The organism is Pseudomonas sp. DSP3-2-3 (assembly GCF_049898225.1).
In the GTDB taxonomy this organism is placed as follows: domain Bacteria; phylum Pseudomonadota; class Gammaproteobacteria; order Pseudomonadales; family Pseudomonadaceae; genus Aquipseudomonas.
This window is the reverse complement of record NZ_JAFCXH010000029.1, coordinates 22,941-44,382: the sequence shown is the minus strand read 5'-3', so window position 1 is coordinate 44,382 and position 21,442 is coordinate 22,941. Positions and strand designations below refer to the sequence as shown.

At 54.0% G+C, this 21,442-nt stretch carries 16 protein-coding genes; 12 read left to right on the top strand and 4 right to left on the bottom strand.

Features of this window, described 5'->3' with window-relative positions; genetic code table 11:
• The first annotated feature begins 2 nt into the window (after window positions 1-2).
• From ACP7E4_RS25185 to estP, 12 genes are all read left to right on the top strand, one after another.
• On the top strand, window positions 3-857 hold the full coding sequence (locus tag ACP7E4_RS25185; RefSeq protein ID WP_426118431.1) for a PfkB family carbohydrate kinase: 855 nt from the start codon (window positions 3-5) through the stop codon (window positions 855-857).
• A 66-nt stretch (window positions 858-923) separates the two neighbouring features.
• A complete protein-coding gene (locus ACP7E4_RS25180) occupies window positions 924-1,694 on the top strand; it encodes an ABC transporter substrate-binding protein (protein ID WP_426118429.1) in 771 nt (256 codons plus the stop codon).
• Between the two features lie 574 nt (window positions 1,695-2,268).
• Complete coding sequence (locus ACP7E4_RS25175; protein ID WP_426118427.1) at window positions 2,269-3,264, top strand: glycosyltransferase family 2 protein; 996 nt, start codon at window positions 2,269-2,271, stop codon at window positions 3,262-3,264.
• 4 nt (window positions 3,265-3,268) lie between these two features.
• Window positions 3,269-4,339: a dTDP-glucose 4,6-dehydratase gene (rfbB, locus tag ACP7E4_RS25170; RefSeq protein ID WP_426118426.1), complete on the top strand. Its 1,071-nt coding sequence runs from the start codon at window positions 3,269-3,271 to the stop codon at window positions 4,337-4,339.
• Window positions 4,336-5,238 (top strand): dTDP-4-dehydrorhamnose reductase, encoded by a 903-nt coding sequence (gene rfbD, locus ACP7E4_RS25165; protein ID WP_426118424.1) that lies wholly within the window; start codon window positions 4,336-4,338, stop codon window positions 5,236-5,238. Before rfbB ends, rfbD begins: the two co-directional genes overlap by 4 nt.
• Window positions 5,235-6,119, top strand: coding sequence for a glucose-1-phosphate thymidylyltransferase RfbA (gene rfbA / locus ACP7E4_RS25160; protein ID WP_426118423.1), 885 nt, complete (start codon window positions 5,235-5,237; stop codon window positions 6,117-6,119). Before rfbD ends, rfbA begins: the two co-directional genes overlap by 4 nt.
• Window positions 6,119-6,664 (top strand): dTDP-4-dehydrorhamnose 3,5-epimerase, encoded by a 546-nt coding sequence (rfbC, locus tag ACP7E4_RS25155; RefSeq protein ID WP_426118422.1) that lies wholly within the window; start codon window positions 6,119-6,121, stop codon window positions 6,662-6,664. Before rfbA ends, rfbC begins: the two co-directional genes overlap by 1 nt.
• 232 nt (window positions 6,665-6,896) lie before the next feature.
• Entirely contained in the window at window positions 6,897-7,715 is an 819-nt protein-coding gene (locus ACP7E4_RS25150; protein ID WP_426118419.1) for an ABC transporter permease, read from the top strand.
• Window positions 7,705-9,015 (top strand): ABC transporter ATP-binding protein, encoded by a 1,311-nt coding sequence (locus ACP7E4_RS25145; RefSeq protein WP_426118417.1) that lies wholly within the window; start codon window positions 7,705-7,707, stop codon window positions 9,013-9,015. The genes ACP7E4_RS25150 and ACP7E4_RS25145 overlap by 11 nt, the downstream gene beginning before the upstream one ends.
• Entirely contained in the window at window positions 9,012-12,563 is a 3,552-nt protein-coding gene (locus ACP7E4_RS25140; protein ID WP_426118415.1) for a GT99 family glycosyltransferase N-terminal domain-containing protein, read from the top strand. The genes ACP7E4_RS25145 and ACP7E4_RS25140 overlap by 4 nt, the downstream gene beginning before the upstream one ends.
• Window positions 12,556-13,629, top strand: a complete 1,074-nt coding sequence (locus ACP7E4_RS25135) for a hypothetical protein (protein WP_426118413.1) — start codon at window positions 12,556-12,558, stop codon at window positions 13,627-13,629. Before ACP7E4_RS25140 ends, ACP7E4_RS25135 begins: the two co-directional genes overlap by 8 nt.
• A 374-nt stretch (window positions 13,630-14,003) precedes the next feature.
• Window positions 14,004-15,836 (top strand): esterase EstP, encoded by a 1,833-nt coding sequence (estP, locus tag ACP7E4_RS25130; protein ID WP_426118468.1) that lies wholly within the window; start codon window positions 14,004-14,006, stop codon window positions 15,834-15,836.
• Window positions 15,837-15,882: 46 nt separating this feature from the next.
• Here estP and trpE read toward each other — a convergent pair whose 3' ends face one another.
• From trpE to pbpC, 4 genes are all read right to left on the bottom strand, one after another.
• On the bottom strand, window positions 15,883-17,358 hold the full coding sequence (trpE, locus tag ACP7E4_RS25125) for an anthranilate synthase component I (RefSeq protein ID WP_426118412.1): 1,476 nt from the start codon (window positions 17,356-17,358) through the stop codon (window positions 15,883-15,885).
• Between the two features lie 70 nt (window positions 17,359-17,428).
• Complete coding sequence (locus ACP7E4_RS25120; protein ID WP_426118411.1) at window positions 17,429-18,247, bottom strand: phosphoglycolate phosphatase; 819 nt, start codon at window positions 18,245-18,247, stop codon at window positions 17,429-17,431.
• Window positions 18,244-18,918, bottom strand: a complete 675-nt coding sequence (rpe, locus tag ACP7E4_RS25115) for a ribulose-phosphate 3-epimerase (protein ID WP_426118409.1) — start codon at window positions 18,916-18,918, stop codon at window positions 18,244-18,246. Before rpe ends, ACP7E4_RS25120 begins: the two co-directional genes overlap by 4 nt.
• A gap of 184 nt (window positions 18,919-19,102) precedes the next feature.
• Complete coding sequence (gene pbpC, locus ACP7E4_RS25110; protein ID WP_426118466.1) at window positions 19,103-21,415, bottom strand: peptidoglycan glycosyltransferase PbpC; 2,313 nt, start codon at window positions 21,413-21,415, stop codon at window positions 19,103-19,105.
• Window positions 21,416-21,442: the final 27 nt, after the last annotated feature.

Sequence of the window (21,442 nt, the reverse complement as noted above, 5' to 3'; positions counted from 1 at the left end):
ACATGTCGCAACTGATCGCGGTCGGCGACAACACGGTTGACGTGTACCTCCACCGTCAGCAGGAATACCCCGGCGGCAATGCGTTGAACGTTGCAGTGTTCGCCGCCCGCCTCGGCGCGCGCAGCGCTTATCTGGGCTGCGTCGGCGACGACGACCACGGACGCTGGTTGCTGGAAGTTCTCAGGGCCGAGTCGGTGGATGTATCCCGCTGCAAGACTCTGCCGGGCGCCAGCGCCTGGGCATGTGTCGACAGCGTGGACGGCGAACGGATTTTTCTCGGCAGCGATGCTGGGGTGTGTCATCAACTGCACATCGATTCACAAGCCCTGGCCTGTATTGCGGCATACCCGCTGGCGCATACCAGCCTGTACAGCGGACTGCAAAACAGCCTCGCGCAGATTCGCCAGGCGAGCGGCGTGCTGTCTTTCGACTTTTCGGACAACTGGGATGAATACGATTGGCGCGCGTTGATCGCCCACGTCGACCTCGCATTCTTTTCCGCCGCCGATCTTGATGCCCAAGCAGCGCGTCACCTGGCCAGCGACATGTTCGCGCTAGGACCAAAGGTGGTGGTGATCACCCGCGGCGCCCATGGCGCATTGGCCCTGGACGCCGACGGTTTTCGTGAACAAGCCAGTCTGCCTTGTGAAGTGGTCGACAGCATGGGCGCGGGCGACGGTTTCATTGCAGCCTTCCTGCTGGCGTGGCAGGCGGGCAGGCGTCTGGCCGATTGCCTGCTGCTGGGCGGCGATTTCGCCGCGCAAGTCTGTGCGGGGGAAGGCGGTTTCGGCCATGGCCAGACACTGAACCCCGTGCGCGGTGAACAATTGAAACAAGCGTTGAAAGCCCGAGGCTGACAACGGATGAGTGCCTGGGGCATCCGTCCCGGGCCGTTCCTTCAACCCTGTCGTGGAAACCTGTCGATGAAAAAATACCTTATCGGTCTGACCCTGCTGGCCTTCCCCTTCGTGACCTGGGCAGCCAGCGCCGACTTGCGCTTTGGCGTCGATCCGACTTACCCGCCGTTCGAGTCGAAAAACCCGGACGGCTCGCTGACCGGCTTCGATATTGAACTGGGCGAAAGCATCTGCGCTGAACTGAAGCGCCGCTGCGTCTGGGTCGAAACCAGTTTCGACGGCCTGGTTGCGTCGCTGAAGGGCCGCAAGTTCGACGGCATTCTTTCGGCGTTTTCCATCACTGAAGACCGCAAGAAAGAAGTGGCATTTTCCGACACGCTTTACGACACCCCGGCGCACCTGGTGGCCGCTCAAGGCAGTTCGTTGACGCCCGCTGCCGAAACCCTCAAGGGCAAACGTATCGGCGTGCAGCAAGGCAGCGTATTCGAAGTTTACGCGCGGAAAATCTGGGGTTCGAAAAACGTCGAAGTCGTGCCTTATCAAAGCAGCGACCTGGCGTATCAGGACTTGATCAATGGCCGCCTGGACGCGGTGTTCGATGACGCCATCGCGGTTTCCGAAGGCATGCTGAAAAAACCCATGGGCAAAGGCTTTGCGTATGCCGGCGACGTGGTGAAGTCCGTTGAAGTGTTCGGTCCCGGCACCGGCGTAGGCCTGCGCAAGAACGACACGGCGCTTAAACAGGACATCGACAAGGCGCTGCAAACGATTCGCCAGAACGGAACCTATCAACGCCTTGCCGACAAATATTTCGACGTGGATATCGCGCCTGAGTAAATCCGGAAGGCAGTGTCAGAGACTTTAACCGCGGAAATACCATCAGACGAAGCTGACAGAGGCCTGCCGAAAGGCAGACCTCGATAGACCGAAATCTTCCCCGGGACTCAGTTCAGAGTCCCCTATCTGAATGCACAAAGTACAGCGCAGGCCACGCGCCTGCCGGATCCCGCCTTCAGCATCTTTAACGGCACCAGCAAAGTCAGGAATATTCCTACAAATCCTGTCATCTCGGTCCGACTTTTTACTCCCGCAAATATCGCTACCATCGCCGCAGATTTTACGCACCTCAACCTGCCGGGCAGTCCTGATTAACTCCGGGATCTACCGGTGGCATTAGAGATAACACTTAGAGCCTCAACTATAGCGATAGCTCCATCCTAAAGATGGGATATGTGCACGGTAGTAGATGCAATTTGCCGTGGCTTTTTTTTGCCCACAAGAGCCGGCCATATAAAGGATGTGCCACTTGTCTAGCCGGTGAAGGATTCGTACTACGGCGCCAAAGTGAAATGTGCCCTGCAATAGCAATGGAAAGCAAAGGCGATTTAACAGTAATCAGCGAAGTATCTCTGTGACCACCTCAATTGCTAATTTTTCCACCGGAACCTGCACATCCTTGCCAAAGATCGCCGAACAACGAGGTGAGACGCCCCATGTTTCGATTCTTATGTGCTCCTATAACGGCGAACGTTTCATCTCCGAGCAGTTAGAGTCAATTGAACGGCAAACGCATGCTAACTGGTCTCTCATCGTATCGGACGACGGTTCAGAAGACGCAACCCTTGAGATCCTGGAACAATTCGGAGCGCGATGGAATTCTCGTCGCCTGAAAATCGTTTCGGGCCCCAGACGAGGTTTCGCGGCAAACTTTCTATCCCTGACAGCGAGAGCAGAAGTAAAGAGCGAGTTCCATGCCTGGTCGGATCAGGACGATATCTGGCATGCGGACAAGCTTACGAAAGCGATAACCTGGCTGAAGACAGTTCCCGAACATATCCCGGCACTTTACTGTGCCCGGTGCGAACTTATAGGTGCAACGGGATCCACTATCGGGTATTCGCCATTGTTCCGGCGTCCACCTCGATTCAGCAATGCCCTGGTTCAAAGTATCAGCGGCGGCAACACCATGGTATTCAACGAAGCTGCCCGCGTTTTGCTGCAAGAAGCAGGCAGCCTGGTAAACGTTCCCTCTCACGACTGGTGGGCTTACCAACTGATTTCCGGAGCGGGCGGCGAGATCTACTACGACCCCGAACCGAGGGTGCAATATCGCCAACACGATGGAAATGTCGTGGGCAGCAATATCGACTGGTCCGCCCGCCTCAAACGATTGCAGATGGTTTTCCAAGGGCGTTTTATTACGTGGAACTCACAGAATATCCAAGCGCTTGAAATCATGATTCACCGTTTGAAACCAGAAAACAAAACGACGCTTCAGGAGTTCAGGTCCGCTCGAAACCAGAGACTACTCAACCGAATTTTTGGCGTTTTCCGCGCACGTGTACATCGCCAAACCTTGTGCCAGAACATCGCGCTTTTTCTCGCAACTCTTTTCAAAAAGATCTAATTCTATGACTATTTTGGTTACCGGCGGCGCAGGGTTTATCGGTGGGAATTTTATTCTGGACTGGCTGGCACTGTCCGATGAGCCTGTCATAAATCTCGACAAGCTGACCTATGCAGGCAACTTGAGAACCCTCGACAGCATCGCGGGTGATGTTCGTCATACTTTTGTTCACGGTGATATCGGGGACGGCGATTTAGTAGGCAAATTACTGGCAGCGAATCAGCCAAGGGCGGTGCTGAATTTCGCAGCAGAATCCCATGTTGATCGATCCATTACCGGTCCGAAAGATTTCATCGACACCAATGTTGTCGGTACTTTCCATTTGCTGGAAGGCATACGGACCTACTGGACATCACTGGCAACCGACGCTCGGAACACATTTCGTTTCCTGCATGTGTCTACCGATGAAGTGTATGGCTCGCTCAACGGCGACGATCCAGCATTCACCGAATATCACCCATATACGCCTAACAGTCCGTACTCGGCGAGCAAGGCAGCAAGTGATCACCTGGTCCGCGCCTATCATCACACTTACGATCTGCCGGTCCTCACCACGAACTGCTCAAACAACTATGGCCCTTTCCATTTCCCGGAAAAGCTGATCCCGCTGATTATAGTCAACGCACTTGAGGGCAAAGAACTTCCCATTTATGGAGACGGCCAGCAGATCCGCGACTGGCTCTATGTGAAAGATCACTGCGCCGCAATCCGAAGCGTGCTGGCCGCCGGCAGCCCTGGAGAAACTTATAACATCGGGGGCTGGAACGAAAAAACCAATATCGACATCGTGCACTCAGTCTGCGAGTTACTGGACGAAATGAGTCCACGAGCTGACGGTCAACCTTATAGCGCTCAAATCGCCCATGTAAAAGACCGTCCTGGTCATGACCGCCGCTACGCTATAGATGCCCGCAAAATTGAGCGCCTGCTAGGTTGGAAGCCGGCTGAGACCTTTGAATCGGGCATTCGTAAAACCGTCGAGTGGTACCTGAATAACAAGGACTGGGTAACGGATGTCCAGTCCGGCGCCTACCGTGACTGGGTGAGTCAACATTATGCTGGCCAGACAGCATGAGAATTCTTCTGCTCGGGAAAAGCGGCCAGGTAGGTTGGGAACTACAACGCAGTCTTGCACCTTTAGGTGATCTGGTGGCGCTTGACTCCAGAAGCGCGGACTATTGTGGCGACCTGAGCAATATTGACGAACTCCGTTCGACCGTGAGACGAGTCAAGCCAAACGTCATCGTGAATGCTGCGGCTTACACATCGGTTGATCAGGCTGAAAATGAACCGCGCCTGGCGTACCAGATCAATGCAGAGGCGGTGTCGGTGCTGGCGCAGGAGGCGCTGAGTCTCGGCGCTTTGCTGGTGCACTACTCCACTGACTACGTTTTCTCCGGAAACCGTGGCCACGCCTGGCAAGAGAAAGACCCGGTTGCGCCGCTGAATGTATATGGCGCCAGTAAGCTGGAAGGCGAAATAGCCATTCAGGCATGCGGCTGCCGACACCTGATTTTTCGCACCAGCTGGGTCTATGCAGCGCGCGGTAATAACTTTGCCAAAACAATATTGCAACTGGCCGGGGCGCGGAAAAGCCTAAGTATCGTCGATGATCAAACCGGCGCACCCACCGGCGCCGAGCTGTTAGCGGACATCACCGCACATGCCATCCGCTCAGTATTCCGGCAACCAGAGCTGGGCGGCTTATACCATCTCGCAGCCGCCGGGGAAACTTCGTGGTTTGGCTACGCTCGTTTTGTGCTGGAGCAGGCGGAGGCATTTGGAGCAAAACTCAACATCGCACCGAACGAATTAACTGCAGTTTCAACAGCGGCTTATCCAACGCTAGCCCTACGCCCGGCTAACTCAAGGTTGAATTCCCAAAAACTGGAGCGCGCGTTCGCCTTGCATTTGCCTACCTGGCAAACCGGCGTGGTTCGAATGGTCAAAGAAACACTTGAGAGAGCACTATGAACAAGCGCAAAGGAATCATCCTTGCCGGCGGCTCTGGCACTCGCCTGCATCCGGCAACGTTGGCAGTCTCCAAACAACTGCTGCCTGTCTATGACAAGCCCATGATCTATTACCCATTGACTACGCTCATGTTGGCAGGCATGCGCGATATCCTGATTATTTCGACACCACAAGACACACCCCGCTTTGCACAATTGTTAGGGGATGGAAGTCAATGGGGACTGAATATCTCCTACGCAGTCCAAACATCTCCGGACGGCTTGGCACAAGCATTCCTTATTGGTGAAAACTTCATTAACAATGGCCTGTCAGCATTAGTCCTCGGCGACAACATTTATCATGGTCATAACTTTCACACGCTCCTCGACAGCGCTACATCCCGGCAACACGGAGCCAGCGTTTTTGCCTATCACGTCAACGATCCGGAACGCTATGGCGTGGTGGAGTTCGACGCTCAAGGCAAAGCCATTGCCCTGGAAGAAAAGCCTCTTAAGCCAAGTTCCAACTATGCAGTTACCGGACTGTATTTCTACGACAGCCAGGTTATTGACATTGCCAAAAATATACAGCCCTCACCCCGAGGTGAGCTGGAGATAACCGACGTTAACCGGATTTATCTCGAACGAGGCGAGCTCTCAGTTGAAATCATGGGTCGCGGCTATGCCTGGCTGGACACTGGAACTCAGGATTCGCTTCTTGAAGCTGGCAACTTTATAGCCAGCCTTGAGCGCCGCCAAGGATTGAAAGTCGCTTGCCCGGAGGAAATTGCATTCCGGCAAAAATGGATAAGCGCAGAACAACTGCAGGCCCTCGCTGCCCCTTTATTGAAAAACGGTTATGGCCAATATCTCCAGCAAATTCTTAAAGAAACGGTGTACTGATGATTGCGACATCCCTGGTTATTCCTGATGTGTTCCTGATCAAACCCCAAATATTCGAGGACGAACGCGGCTTCTTTATGGAAAGTTTCAATAAGAAGCACTTCGAGGCTGCGATCCACCGCCGGGTCGACTTTGTGCAGGATAACCATTCCCGTTCTGTCAAAAATGTAATCCGTGGCCTGCATTACCAGGTCAAATGCCCCCAGGGCAAACTGGTGCGGGTCGTATCTGGCGAAGTGTTCGACGTAGCTGTCGATTTACGCAGAACTTCAGACACTTTCGGCCGCTGGGTTGGTGCTTACTTGAGCGAAGAAAACAAGCAACAGCTGTGGATACCAGAAGGGTTTGCTCATGGTTTCCTGGTTCTCTCTGAAACCGCCGAATTCGTCTACAAAACCACCGCTTACCATTCGCCAAAGCAGGGGCGCACCTTGCGATGGAATGACAAGTCGCTAGCCATCGACTGGCCGCTGCAAGGCGAACCGATCCTGTCAGCCAAAGACGCGGAAACCAAAACGCTGGATGTAGTCGAGGTGTACAACTGATGCGCTCGCCTGAACCTCTTCTCACGAGCCAGTAATCCGTCAGCAGCGATGGTGCCAACGGACTTCCCATTTCCTCGGGCGAATTCGCCTTCTTTACAGCAATCACAAACGTAGAACCGGCGCAGCCGAAGTTGGCCACGGCTGCCAATCTTTCAGTAGCGAGGATCCTCCGCATCCCATCCTGTGAGGAACATTGGTAACGATTTCATGAATATCTGGAGGCAGTCATTCAATGCGAATAAACAGCAGCAATCCGTTGAATTTATTAAAAAGTACGCGGCTTCACTCAAGGCTCATATTTGAGCTGGTCAAACGAGACGTATCCGGAAAATACAAAGGGGCACTTCTCGGATCGCTTTGGTCGATTGTCAACCCCGTCTTGATGCTGACGGTCTATACGTTCGTATTCAGCGTTGTGTTCAAAATGCGTTGGCATAACACCGAGAGCAGCAACAGCGAGTTCGCACTTATTCTGTTTTCGGGACTTATAGTATTTAACATGTTTGCCGAATGCCTCACACGAGCGCCAGGCACCATCGTAAACAATTCAAGCTATGTGAAGAAGATAGTATTTCCACTTGAAATATTACCCATCGTAAACATGGGCACCGCCTTACTCCACCTATTCATCAGCTTGGCCGTCTGGTTAGTGTTTCATATCCTGATAGCCGGCATGCCAGGCCCGACCGCGCTTATCTTACCTATTGTTTTGCTTCCGCTAATACTCATGACGCTAGGTATATCCTGGCTTTTAGCGTCACTGGGCGTTTATTTACGGGATGTCTCACAAGTCATAGGCATCGTGACGACGGCGCTGATGTTTCTATCGCCGATATTCTATCCCCTGGCCTCACTACCCAAGGAATATCAGAGTCTCTTTTTGCTCAATCCGTTGACGGCAACCATCGAACAAACCAGGACAATCCTGATTTACGGAGCGCCACCCGACTGGATGCATTTAGCTATGTCTATATCCGTTTCACTGGTCATCTTCTTACTAGGTTTTGCCTGGTTTCAGAGAACACGAAAAGGGTTCGCCGATGTACTCTGACGTTATTGTTAGCCTAAAGAATGTAAGCAAGAGCTTTCAAACTTATGATCGCCCTGGCGACCGCCTCAAGCAGTTTCTACTGCCCCGTTTCACCTCGTCGGAAAGGAAATACTACCGAGAGTTTTGGGCGTTGAAAGATATATCACTCGATATTCACCGTGGCGAAACTATTGGTATCATTGGACGAAATGGCGCTGGAAAATCGACCTTACTTCAGATCATTTGTGGCGTTCTGTCTGCTTCCACTGGTGAAGTAATTGTTCAAGGTAGAATAGCAGCACTTCTCGAACTGGGAGCTGGATTCAACGCAGACTTTACAGGGCGGGAAAATGTTTATTTGAATGGCACCGTTCTGGGTCTTTCAAAGGCGGAGATAGACAGCCGCTTTACTGAAATTGAAAAATTTGCAGACATAGGTGAGTTCATTGATCAGCCGGTGAAATCCTACTCAAGCGGCATGTATGTAAGGCTGGCATTCGCCGTCCAGGCTTGCATAGAGCCTGAAATATTGATAGTTGACGAAGCATTGGCTGTCGGGGATGTCGCCTTTCAATATAAATGTTTTAAACGAATGGAGCAGCTGAAAAGCCGAGGGGTAACTATTATCATGGTCACCCACTCCACCGGCAGTATTCTGGATTACGCCGATCGTTGCATTGTTGTTGATGGAGGACGTATAACCATTGACACACGCGACGTATTGGAGGCAGTCCTGACTTACGAAAAAGGCATGTTGAATAGGGAGGCAAGCCACGAAACCAAAGCAAATCCGGGTATTATAAAAAAAATTAAATACAACAATTTCGACCTGAAAAAACTGCAACAAGCAGGACGTAATCTCACACTAAACGAAAAGCGTTTTGGCACCGCACGAGCAATCATTAGCCGCGCACACATCATAAAGTCCGATGGAAGATGCTTTAGTGAGAACCCTATAATCCAATGCGGGGAGGAGATCACTTTCTGTTTTGAGATTTTTTCTTCTTCCGATATAAACGATGTTGTTTTGGGAATCTCACTTTCCAAATCTCAGGGTAGTGATATCTGGGGTGACAACAATATAAATGCTGCACAGCCTATTCATTTAAAAAGCGGAAGGCAGACGATTGAGTACATAACCAAGCTACCTATTAGCCCAGGAGATTACCTGGTCCACTGCGGACTTTCTTGTCAGAGCGAAGGGACACGAGAAGAACTGGATCAGCGTCGCCCCATGGATCAGATTAAATTTTGGTCTGTACGCAATCAGGTAGGAGTCGTTTTTGCGCCTATAAAAGTCATTATGGATTCGGATCAATGATTGCAGTTTTTCTTCCTCCGTTCGCATTTAGAGGAGTGACCGCTCCTTATCTTTGGGTATTTTATAAATTCCTGAAGTCCAGTAACGAAAAAATAATATTCATCATAGGTAAAGAATACCTACCAGAGTCCAAAAGCGTGGACAAATCCCGTTGGGAATTTTCTGAAAGTTCCCAGCAGCGGCTTGGATATACCGTACCGAGCACCAAAGACGTAGAGGGTCATCACCTACACTTTCTTTCACTGGAAATATTTATCGATCTTCTGAGTGAGAGCAACTGGAATCCCAGTGAAACCTTCAAAGCGTTTCTTACACGACCGATTCCGAACCTGACGCTAGCAATAGAAGATATTTTAGCTAAACATGGCGGTGACGTGGAAGGTGTCGTGACATGGTGCAACTGCCCATCACTCAACGAGGCGGCAAGAACGCGTAAAGTCCCGATTATTCATTTAGAGCTAGGTCCTTTACGAGATCCTTTCTATCGACCGACCATGTACGTAGATTTTAAAGGCGTCAATGGAAACAGTGAAGCCAAAGCTCGCTATGATGCTATTGCTCGATCGTACTCTGGCAAACTTACAACGGACGAACTACTGAACTACTTCCGCACTGAACCGCAAACTCTTCCCACAAGTACAAATGAATCGCAACGACTCAAAACCGGGATTGTCCTCCAGGTCGAAGATGATTCAAATCTGATTGCTTTTGGCAATAATTTCGACAACTGCGCTCTACTTTCGTATGCACAACTCAAAGTGCCGGCCAAGAACATCCTCGTCCGCGGACATCCCGGCAGTCTGTTTCAAGTGAAACAACGCGAGTTAATAATTGATGACTCGGAGAACAGTCAAGATTTCATACAGCATTGTGAAGAAATAATAACCATCAATTCGAGCGTCGGCTTCGAAGCATTACTTCAGTCCAAGTCTGTTCAGATTCTAGGAGACTGTTCTTACAAGTTTATAACCGAAGATTGCACACACACTGAAGCACTCAAGCGCCTGAATTTTTACCTGTTTAATTACCTGGTGCCAGCTGAGCTAGGCTTTGATTTAAAGTACTTACGATTTCGCTTGAACACCAAGGATGAAGGAAAAATATCGGAATACCATCTCCACTCTTACTCGTCCAACCCGGAAGGCTATATAAGTTCAGGATCTTTAGCGAAAATGATTGAAAACGAAGTATCGACCGCAAACACAGCACTCACGGCCAACCTGCGGGCGTCTGAAATTGAAAAAATTATGCAGCAGATTCGGGAAACCACTGAACAACTGAATAAAACCGAACGACTTCTGGCTTGTGCTCAAACTCAGACAAGCGCGCTGTTGAGCAGCACGTCCTGGAGGATTACGGCCCCTCTGAGGGTTGTCGGCAACCAGGCCTTCAAAGCCACGCAGCTAGCAAAAGCATTTTGTTTGGCAAAGCAAAATTTTGGTGCCCCATCTGCACTGCTGAAAAAGGCTTATGTCATATACCGAAGAGATGGCGTTCATGGAGTCCGGAGCCGCATCAGATACCTTCTGGAAAACTCTCAGCGGTTTACCACTCCCTACCTGAGCACTGGTCAAAGGCCAAAGTCCTCAAGGGAAATCAAGCGACATACATCGTCAGTGGATATTGTCATCTGCATACATAATGCTTTGGCTGATGTAAAAAATTGCCTGGACTCCCTCTACGCTTATACACTTCCGCCGTTCCGCGTCATTATTGTGGACGACGGCAGCGACGACGCTACACGAAACCATATCGAAAGGTTCGCCCAAATCAATGGTTGTATATTACATCGCAACGATATTGCCGGAGGATATACAAAGGCAGCTAATTGCGGCCTGAAGTTATCAGAAGGTGAACATGTCGTTTTGCTGAATAGCGATACCATTGTTAGTCCATATTGGTTGGAGAGATTACTGAATTGCGCCAAAAGTGACGCGGACATCGGGATAGTCGGGCCGCTGAGCAACACAGCCTCCTGGCAATCAGCACCTCAGATTTTCGACGCCCATGGAGATTGGGCCAAGAACCCATTGCCAGACGGAATGACCGTTCAGGAATTCGCTAACGAAATAGCTAATGAGTCACTCTGCATTTACCCTCGAGTCGGCTTCATCAACGGCTTCTGCTTTCTTATCAAGCGAAAGGTAATTTCCGACATTGGCAATTTTGACGAAACAGTTTTCGGCCGAGGCTATGGCGAAGAGAATGATTTTTGCCTTAGAGCTGCAAAGTCTGGCTGGACACTTGCAATCGCTGATGATGTGTACGTTTACCATGCTCAGTCAAAAAGTTATTCTCATGAAAAACGAATGGAACTGTCCCAAGCCGCTGGAGTGAATCTGGCAAAAAAGCATGGCCAGGCCTTAATTGACCAACACCTACACATCACCGCCAATCATCCCGCGCTCGAGTACATTCGAAAACGAGTTTCATTGATAGAACACAAGAGGAAGGTTCGCCAGCTGTTTTTGCCCTATCAAGGAAAGCGTGTTCTATTTCTGCTCCCGGCAGGCGGAGCCTGTGGCGGAGGCAGCAATATTATTATGCTAGAAGCGAGTCGCCTTATCGCCCTCGGGATTGACGCCCAGATCGTTAACTTACGGTCACACAAAGAGGTTTTCGAAGCTTATCACCCTAGCAACTCTGTGCCGATGCACTACATCCAGTCCCCAGATGACTTACCAGGGATCGCCCAGCACTTTGACGCCGTTATCGCCACACTGTATCTGACGGTAGAGTGGATACAGCCGCTGATAGGGCGCTGTCGGGATAAAGTGTACGCTTACTACATACAAGATTTCGAACCTGACTTTTTTGCCGAGCAGTCTCCGGAGTACACACGAGCCCTGAAAAGCTACACACTCATTGAAGAAGTGAAGCTTATTACCAAAACCCGCTGGAATCGAGATATTTTAAAGGCTCGACTTGGGGTTGAGTGCAGCCTGATAGGCGCCGATTATGATGATAATTCATTTCACCCACATTCGACTTGGCAACCCCACAGGAATGTCACCCATCTAACTGCAATGATACGGCCGGCCACCCCCCGGCGCGCACCAGAGTTAACGATGAGAATATTAAAACGCTTGAAAGCAGAGTTCGGGAGCATGATAGCAATCAAGACGTTTGGAACAGAGAGGAATAGTGAGGGGTACCAAGCTTTGGCGAGTGACTTTGAACATGAGTGTGTTGGAGAACTGCAACCTCAACAAGTTTCAGAACTGCTGAGAGCAACCGACATCTTTCTGGATTACTCAGCATTCCAAGCTATGGGGCTAACTGCAATGGAAGCCATTGCCTGCGGAGCAATAACAGTTGGCCCCATGAATGGGGGCCTTCCTGAAATAATTATTGATAACGAAACAGGTATTTTAGTAGATACAGCTGATGAAGATATGTGCTTCTCTAAAACGCGAGACCTTATTCTGAACAAAGAGCTCCGTAATAACATCAGAAAAAACTCAGTCAGCATAACTCACTGCTATCCAGAACTGGCGGCACTTAAGCTAATGATCAGCCTGTTTGGCAACTGCAAGGCGGATGACTGATATGATCGCCCTATCGAAACTCAGAGTGCATGTACTGTACGACAGCTCAAACGGCGCGCAGCCTCATGGCTGTAGCATGATCCGACTATTGAGACCCTTGGCACACCCTTCGATCCGTGAGTCAGTCACGCTCTCTTACAGCACTAAAATCCCACAGCATGTTGTTGACGTTGTGATTATTGAACGACTCTGGGGGCACTTTTATAGCACCGTAGAGCTACTGGATCAGTTGTCGCTTCTGCGAAAACGCAACATAAAAATAATCTACGAAACCGATGACGATCTGTTGACTGCCCATGGGCTTGTAGGTGACCGTGAATGGCCGACGTACCATCAGAAAAACATTCTCCGCTTACTCGCGAGAGAAGCAGACGGTATTATCACATCAACCTTCAACCTTGCAAAAGCGCTTTCACCGCTAAACGAAAATACTCATGTCTTTGAAAACGCCTTGGATGAATCGTTATTTCATCGCCGAGCCAATCCCGCTGTTCGAAAGAAAATTAAATTTGGCTACATGGGTACTTATACTCACCTCAATGATCTCATCTTTGCATCTGCGGCAATAAAGGGTGTACTGCATAAATTTAAAAATTCAGTTGAATTTGAGATTGTTGGTGTCGGCGAAGAAGAAACCATAAGCGATATATTTGGTTTGGCATGCGTCACCATTAAACGCGTTCCTGAAGAAGACGTACCCTATGAAAAATTCTGCGCATGGATGTCCGAAAACCTGAATTGGGATTTCGGCATAGCGCCATTGCTACAATCGACTTTTTCAGATTCCAAATCGGATATCAAGTTTTTGGACTATTCAATTATCGGCATTCCCGGCATCTACTCAAACGTTCCAGCCTATGCGAAAACGGTAGAGCATGAAGTTACAGGACTATTGTCAGACAATAAAGTAGAGAGTTGGAGTCAGTCCTTGGAAAGGATGATCACGTCTCAACACTTGAGAGCAACGCTTGCAAATGGAGCATATGACCATGTTCACGCCAACAAAGTACTACAACATAAGGCAATTGATTTGCTGAAGATTATCCGTGCCGTTACCGACAAGTAAGCGAGTGCCTGGCGAGTTTAATGCCCCTTCAGCACACAAGATGGGTGCCTTACCTCAAGCAAACCAGCCTTGGGGTAAAGGCCAATCTGACGGTGTAAAAACAAATCGGGTTACACCCGCAAACCGTCCCGGTCTTCTTTCACTGTCGCACTTAACGGCGGCCGAATCGCCAAAAGGTAAAAATCAGCACCCTTCAGCGGTTGGTCAGCCAGCCGTATGGCATTAACAGCAGCGTTTGCTACGGTCCTTAAAACGTCTTTCAAATAAGAATAAGGACCCTGACGATGCCCACCCTCCCACGAATCAAGCCTCTCGCTATTTTTTTTCTCATTTTGTCCAACCCAGCCTGGGCCGCCCCTTCCCCCTACTCGACGATGGTGGTGTTCGGCGACAGCCTGGCCGACGCAGGGCAGTACCCGGATGCGGGCGGCCCGCAAGGCGCGACGCTGCGCTTCACCAACCGCAGCGGTCCGACGTATCAGGACAACAGCGGCGAAGTCTTCGGCCTGAATTCCTCCACGTTGCTGGGCATGAAGCTCGATGTTGCGTCCGGCGAACTGTCCGCCTCGACTTCTCCGGTGAACGCCGCCCTGGGCGTCGCCGATGGCAATAACTGGGCGGTGGGCGGGGATCGTACTGACCAGATCTACGACGCCATCACTTCACAGTCCAATGTCACCACCAACAATGGCACCGTTTTGCGCACACGTTCCGGCTATCTGCCCACCAACAACTTTCGCGCCGATCCCAACGCGCTGTATTACCTGACTGGTGGTGGTAATGATTTCCTGCAGGGTCGGGTTTTGAGTCTTACCCAATCCCGGGCCGCCGCCAATCGCCTGGCTGACAGCGCGCAGGTGCTGCAACAGTCCGGCGCGCGTTACATCATGGTCTGGTTGCTGCCGGACATCGGCCAGACGCCCGCCGTTTCCGGGACCATCCTGCAACCGGTCACCTCATTGCTCAGCGATGTGTTCAACGCCCAATTGGTCAGCCGCCTGGCGCAGATCGACGCCGAAATAATTCCGCTGAATATTCCGCGTCTGGTGTCAGAAACGCTCGCCGACCCGGCCCGTTTTGGCCTTGCCGCCGATCAGAATCAGGTGGGCACTTGTTTCAATGGCGACAACTGCGACGAAAATAGCGTGTATGGCCTGAACAGTCCGACACCGGACCCGAGCAAGCTGCTGTTCAACGACGGAGTGCACCCAACGGTCACCGGGCAACGGCTGATTGCCGATTACGCCTATTCCCTGCTTTCCGCACCCTGGGAAATTTCTCTGTTGCCGGAAATGGCCAACGGCACTTTGCGGGCGCAGCAGGATGAATTGCGCGCGCAATGGCTGGCGGATTGGGGCGATTGGCAAGGCGTCGGCCAATGGCGGGCCATTGTTGCGGCAGGCGGTCAGAAAATGGACTTCGACGCGCAGGACAACTCAGCAGATGCCGACGGTCATGGCTACAACCTGACGCTAGGCGGCAGTTATCGCTTCGCCGAAAACTGGCGCGCGGGACTGGTCGCCGGAGCTTATCGACAGAATCTTGAAGCTGGTCCGCGAGATTCGGACTACAAACTCAACAGCTACATCGCCACTGCTTTCGTCCAGTACCAGGCCAATCACTGGTGGGCGGACCTTGGCGCTTCCGGCGGCACGCTGGATTATGAGAATGCCAAGCGCAAGTTTGCCCTGGGCGTCAGCGAAGGCGCGGAGAAAGGCGACACCGACGGCGAGCTGTATGCGTTGAGCGCACGTCTGGGCTTTGATCTTGCCGGCAGCGGCAGTAGCTGGCATCTGTCGCCGTTCGTCAGCGCTGACTACGCGCACATCGAGGTCAACGGCTACTCGGAAAAAGGCACCCGCTCGACGGCGCTGACCTTTGATGATCAGACGCGTAAATCGAAACGATTGGGCGCGGGATTACAGGGCAAATTCCAGCTGACGTCATCAACCCAGCTGTTCGGTGAAGTGGCCCATGAACGGGAGTTCGAAACGGACCAGCAGGACGTGACCATGACCCTGAACAGCCTGCCGTTCAACGACTTCACGCTGCAAGGTTACACGCCGCAGCGTGACCTCAACCGCGCCAGCCTGGGCATCAGCCAGAAGCTGACACCTGAACTGACTTTGCGTGGAGGATACAACTGGCGCAAAAATGATGACGTGACGCAGCAAGGGGTGAATCTGGCGCTGAGCCTGGATTTTTGAGTACCGATATCCCCTTCGAAAGCAAGCTCGCTCCCACGGGATTTGCTTACGGCTCCTGCTCAGCCAACGCCACGGCGCGGAACATTGCGCGGCGTTTGTTGAGGGTTTCTTCCCATTCCAGGACGGGCACCGAGTCGGCGACGATGCCGCCGCCGGCTTGCACATGCAGTTCGCCGTTCTTGATCACCGCAGTCCGAATCGCGATGGCGGTGTCCATGTTGCCGTTCCACGCCAGGTAACCCACCGCGCCGCCGTAGACGCCGCGTTTGACCGGTTCCAGCTCGTCGATGATTTCCATGGCGCGGATTTTCGGCGCGCCGGACAACGTGCCCGCGGGCAAAATGGCGCGCAGTGCGTCCATCGCCGTCAGCCCGTTTTTCAGCTGGCCGGTGACGTTGGAAACAATGTGCATGACGTTGGAGTAACGCTCGATGACCATTTTTTCCGTGAGCTTGACCGAACCGATTTCCGAGACGCGACCAGTGTCATTGCGCCCCAGGTCGATGAGCATCAAGTGCTCGGCGATTTCCTTGTCATCGGACAGCAGGTCTTTTTCCAGCGCCAGATCGGCTTCTTCATTGGCGCCGCGCGGACGTGTGCCAGCGATAGGCCGAACGGTAATCAGGTTGTCTTCGCAACGCACCAGTACTTCCGGGGAACTGCCGACCACATGGAAGTCGCCGAAGTTGAAGAAGTACATGTAAGGCGTAGGGTTGAAGCAGCGCAGCGCCCGGTACAGATCGATAGGCGCAGCCTTGAAATCGATGGACATGCGTTGCGACGGAACCACTTGCATGACGTCGCCAGCGAGGATGTATTCCTTGATGGTATCGACGGCCTTTTCGTAGTCGTCCTGAGTGAAGCTGGAACGGAACACCGGATCAGCAGCTTGCGGGCGAGTCAGGTCCAGACCGCGACGCGGCGTGATCGGCTGACGCAGTTTTTCCATCAAGGTTTCGAGACGCGCCCGGCCTGCGTCATAAGCGTCCGGTTGCGCGGGATCGACCAATACGATGGCGTGCATCTTGCCCGCCAGATTGTCGAACACCACGACCGCATCGGACACCATCAGCAGGATGTCCGGCACGCCCAGCGGATCAGGATTCGGGCATTTGCCCAGGCGCTTTTCCACATAACGCACGCAGTCGTAGCCGAAGTAACCCACCAGTCCACCGTTAAAGCGCGGCAGGCCAGGGATGGTCGGTACGTTGTAGCGAGCCTTGAATTCTTCGACGAATGCCAGCGGGTCTTCGGACTCAAGCCGCTCGATCTCGACACCGTCGTGGGTCACGCTGATCTGCTGCTCGTGGACCCGCATCACGGTGCGGCACGGCAAGCCGATGATCGAGTAACGGCCCCACTTTTCGCCGCCCTGAACCGATTCCAGCAAATAGGAATTGGCCTCGTCGGCAAGCTTCAGGTAGATCGACAACGGCGTGTCGAAGTCAGCCAGGGTTTCGTAGGCAAGCGGGATGCGGTTGTAGCCGGCAGCAGCCAAACGCAGAAATTCTTCGCGATTCATGATCAGCCTCGTGGTTTGAGGGTAAAACGGTCAGGTAGGCAAACGGTGCCGAATAATCGGCGAATTCAAGTCAGGCGCGCCAACGCCAGCGGGCCAGGGCCTTGATGACTTTCATCCAGAGTTTGCGAGTGACCACCACGATGGAATCTCTAAAGGAGGGAGATTTGATTTCCGGCAACAGTATCTCAGCGTCCAGATCCAGGCAACCGGGAATCAATCGACGCAAGTCATCGATAACCAGCGCCGGTGATTCTTCGGCGATGGGCCGACCGTGGTTGTAGCCGTAACTCAGCGCCACGCAAGCCACGCCGGCCGCCTTGGCAGCCTGCACGTCGCTGCGCGAGTCGCCGACGAATAGCGCTTGCGAGGCCGGAACGTTGGCCATTTTCATGACAAAAAACAACGCCGCCGGATCGGGTTTCTTTTGCGGCAAGGTATCGCCGCCGACGATCAGGCGAAAAAACCGTCCCAGCTTCATTTCATCCAGCAGCGGCGCGACGAAGCGCTCCGGCTTGTTGGTGATCAGGGCCATTTCTACGCCCTTCTTCTGCAGCCATTTCAGGGTTTCGCGCACGCCGGGATAGACCACGGTGAACTCATGCTTGTCAGCATAAGCCTCCATGAAGATCGCCAGGGCCTGCTGCGCCAGCTCATCATCGACCGCGCTGTGATCCAGATCGTTGGCCAGCGCCCGACGCACCAGAACCGGCGCGCCGTTGCCGATCCAGTTTCTGACCGAGCCAAGACCGACCGGCGCACGCCCCAGGGCGACCAGCATCTTGTCGACCGCCACGGCCAGGTCCGGCACCGAATCGACCAGCGTTCCGTCCAGATCAAACATGATCAGCTTGGGAAGACGCCCCGGGAACAGCTGCTCGAAGCCGCTCATGCGCGGGCTGACGCCAGTTCTGCGCGCATTTTGTCGATCACTTGTTTGTAGTCCGGCGTGTTGAAGATCGCCGAGCCAGCCACGAAGGTATCGGCACCGGCCGCCGCGATCTCACGGATGTTGTTGACGTTGACGCCGCCGTCGATCTCCAGACGAATCTCCAGGCCCGACGCATCGATCAAGGCCCGCGCTTCGCGCAGCTTGTTGATCGTGCCGGGAATGAATTTCTGGCCGCCGAAACCGGGGTTGACGCTCATGAGCAGGATCATGTCGACCTTGTCCATCACGTATTCCAGCAGGTTCAGCGGGGTCGCCGGGTTGAACACCAGGCCCGCCTTGCAACCGCCTTCCTTGATCAACTGCAGCGAACGGTCGATGTGCTGGGTCGCTTCCGGGTGGAACGTGATGTAGCTGGCACCGGCTTCGATGAAGTCACCAATGATGCGGTCAACCGGGCTGACCATCAGGTGCACATCGATAGGCGCGGTAACGCCGTATTTGCGCAAGGCCGCGCACACCATCGGGCCGATGGTCAGGTTCGGGACGTAATGATTGTCCATGACATCGAAGTGCACGATGTCTGCGCCAGCGGCGAGAACAGAGTCGACTTCCTGGCCCAGACGGGCGAAGTCGGCGGAAAGAATCGACGGAGCAATGAGAAAGGGCTGCATGACGCACCTTTGAGCAGAATCACAGTGGCGCGCATTGTACTCCAAGAGTTTCTGGAACGCCTTGGACCAATTGATAGCGCCTGGCCGGTGATTTTTAAACAGCCATGCAGGGTTCTTGCCCCTTCTCTGAACTCAATTGCGCCATGAGCACGTCGTTCTTCGTTGCCAGCCCGATGACTTCGGCTCAATCCACCACATCGAATATCACTCTGGCGGTCTGGCCGCTTTCGTCGAGCACGCTGAGTTCATAGCGACCCTGGCGCGTCAGGGTCGGGCCGAAGGTGTCCTGATTGGCGGTATCGGCGGTGGGCGCACCATCGATAAACCACCAGCGACGACCGCTACCACCCAGCGCAGAAAGCTTGAGACGCAGCGCCTGATGACTGCCCGCCGGCAGGCGCAAATGATCGCCGTCGCGCACGCCGACAATGGTCAAGGGCGCAGCCAGCATCAGGCCTTGGGGCGGGCAATCGGGATCGGCGGCGGGCAAGCGCGCTTCGCGGCGCTCGGCGCGGGGCAACCAGGGTTCCAGCGGCGCGGGCCAGAGTGCAATGTCCTCAACCTGCGCGTCAGGGCAACCGGAACCGACGCGCAACCCCTTGGCATTGACGCGGATTTTTTCCTGCAAACCCAGACCCAGCGGTTGATCGGTGGCCTGCAAGGTTGGCGGCGTCGTGCCGTCCAGTGTCCAGGCGAAACGCTGGCGACGGCAATTGGGGTCGTTCTTGTCCATGGGCTGCCCCAACGGCCAGCAGATCGCCGCGACGCCGACATTCAACGGCACTTGCTGGACCGGCGCGACGATGCCGCGCTGGCTGTCGCGATTGGCCAACACATCGTGAACCTGCAACATCAATGGCGCGGCCGACGCGAGGCCGAACTGTCCCGGCACCGGCGTGCCATCTGGACGACCGATCCACACGCCAACCAGAAAGCGCGGCCCGACGCCAATCGCCCAGGCATCACGAAAGCCATAGCTGGTGCCGGTCTTCCACGCCAGTTGCAGGCGCTGCACCAGCTCGACATGCGGGTCCAGATCAGGGCGCGACTGGCCGCTGAGAATCTTGCGCACTATCCACGCCGCACCCGGCGACATCATGATTCGTTCACGCAAAGGGTCGTCGGGTTGCAGGCGGATGTCGGCGCTTTTGCCGCCGCGAGCAAAGGCGCTATAGCCGCCGACCAGCTCTTCCAGGCGACTGCCGACCCCACCCAGGATCAGGGCGAGATTCGGCTCAGCCAAGGGCGGCAGGGTCAAAGGCACGCCGCCGTTGCGCATTTCGGCGGCAAAGCGTTTCGGCCCGTAGGCTTCGAGCAGCTGCACCGCTGGCAGGTTCAGGGACATGGACAACGCGGAACTGGCGGCCACCGGCCCACTGAAGCCCGCAGAAAAGTTGCCCGGTCGGTAATCGCCATAACGACGCGGGACATCCTGCAGCAGCGACTCGGAGTGAATCAGCCCGGCGTCCATGGCCTTGCCGTACAGAAACGGTTTGAGCGTCGAGCCGGGCGAGCGCAGCGCACTGACCATATCCACATGCCCGAAGCGCTTGGTGTCATTGATGTCCACCGAACCAACGTAAGCGCGCACCGCCATGTTCTGCGCCTCCACCACCAGAATCGCCGCCGAGGTGCGCTCCGGTAGACGCGCGCGCCAACCCAGCAACAGATCTTCGAGCCGACGCTGCAACGCTGCATCCAGGGTGGTGCGAATCAGCGGCGGACTGTGCGGCCGATTCAGGCGCCGCGCCAACAACGGCGCGAGCGTCGGCTCCTGTCGCGGCGCCAACAACAGTGGTTCTTCCAGAGCTTCATTGACTGCCATTTGTGGCCAGACCTGAAATTCCGCCAGACGCTTGAGCACTTTGTCCCGAGCCGCCTGGGCGCGCTGCGGATGACGATCCGGTCGCAAGCGGCTCGGCGCCTGCGGCAGCACGGCCAGCAACGCCGCTTCCGCGCGGGTCAGTTGCTGCGGAGATTTACCCAGATACGCCCAACTCGCCGCCGCGACACCCTGCAAGGTGCCGCCGAAAGGCGCGCGACTCAGATAAATGCCAAGAATCTCGTCCTTGGACAAGTGCCACTCCAGCTGCATCGTGCGCCACAACTGGCGCACTTTGCCGGGCAAGGTTCGTGAATGTGGATCCAGCAATCGCGCCACCTGCATCGACAACGTACTGCCGCCCGACACCACCCGCGCATCATGCAGGTTTTGCCAGGCCGCTCTGCCCAGGGCCAGCGGGTTGACGCCGGGATGGCTATAGAACCAACGATCCTCATAGGTCAGCAGCGCTTCGATGTAATACGGCGACACCTGCGTTGTCGACACCGGATAACGCCACACACCATTGGCATCGGCGAAACGCCACAACGGCGTGCCATCTTCGGCCAGCACGACACGCGCCAGATCGTCCTTGGGCAACGGCAACGGCCAGATGCGATCGGCGAGCCAGAGCAAGGCAACCACCAGAAACAGTGAGCCGACAAGCCAGCGCAGGAACCGACCGGCATGGCCGGAGCGCTG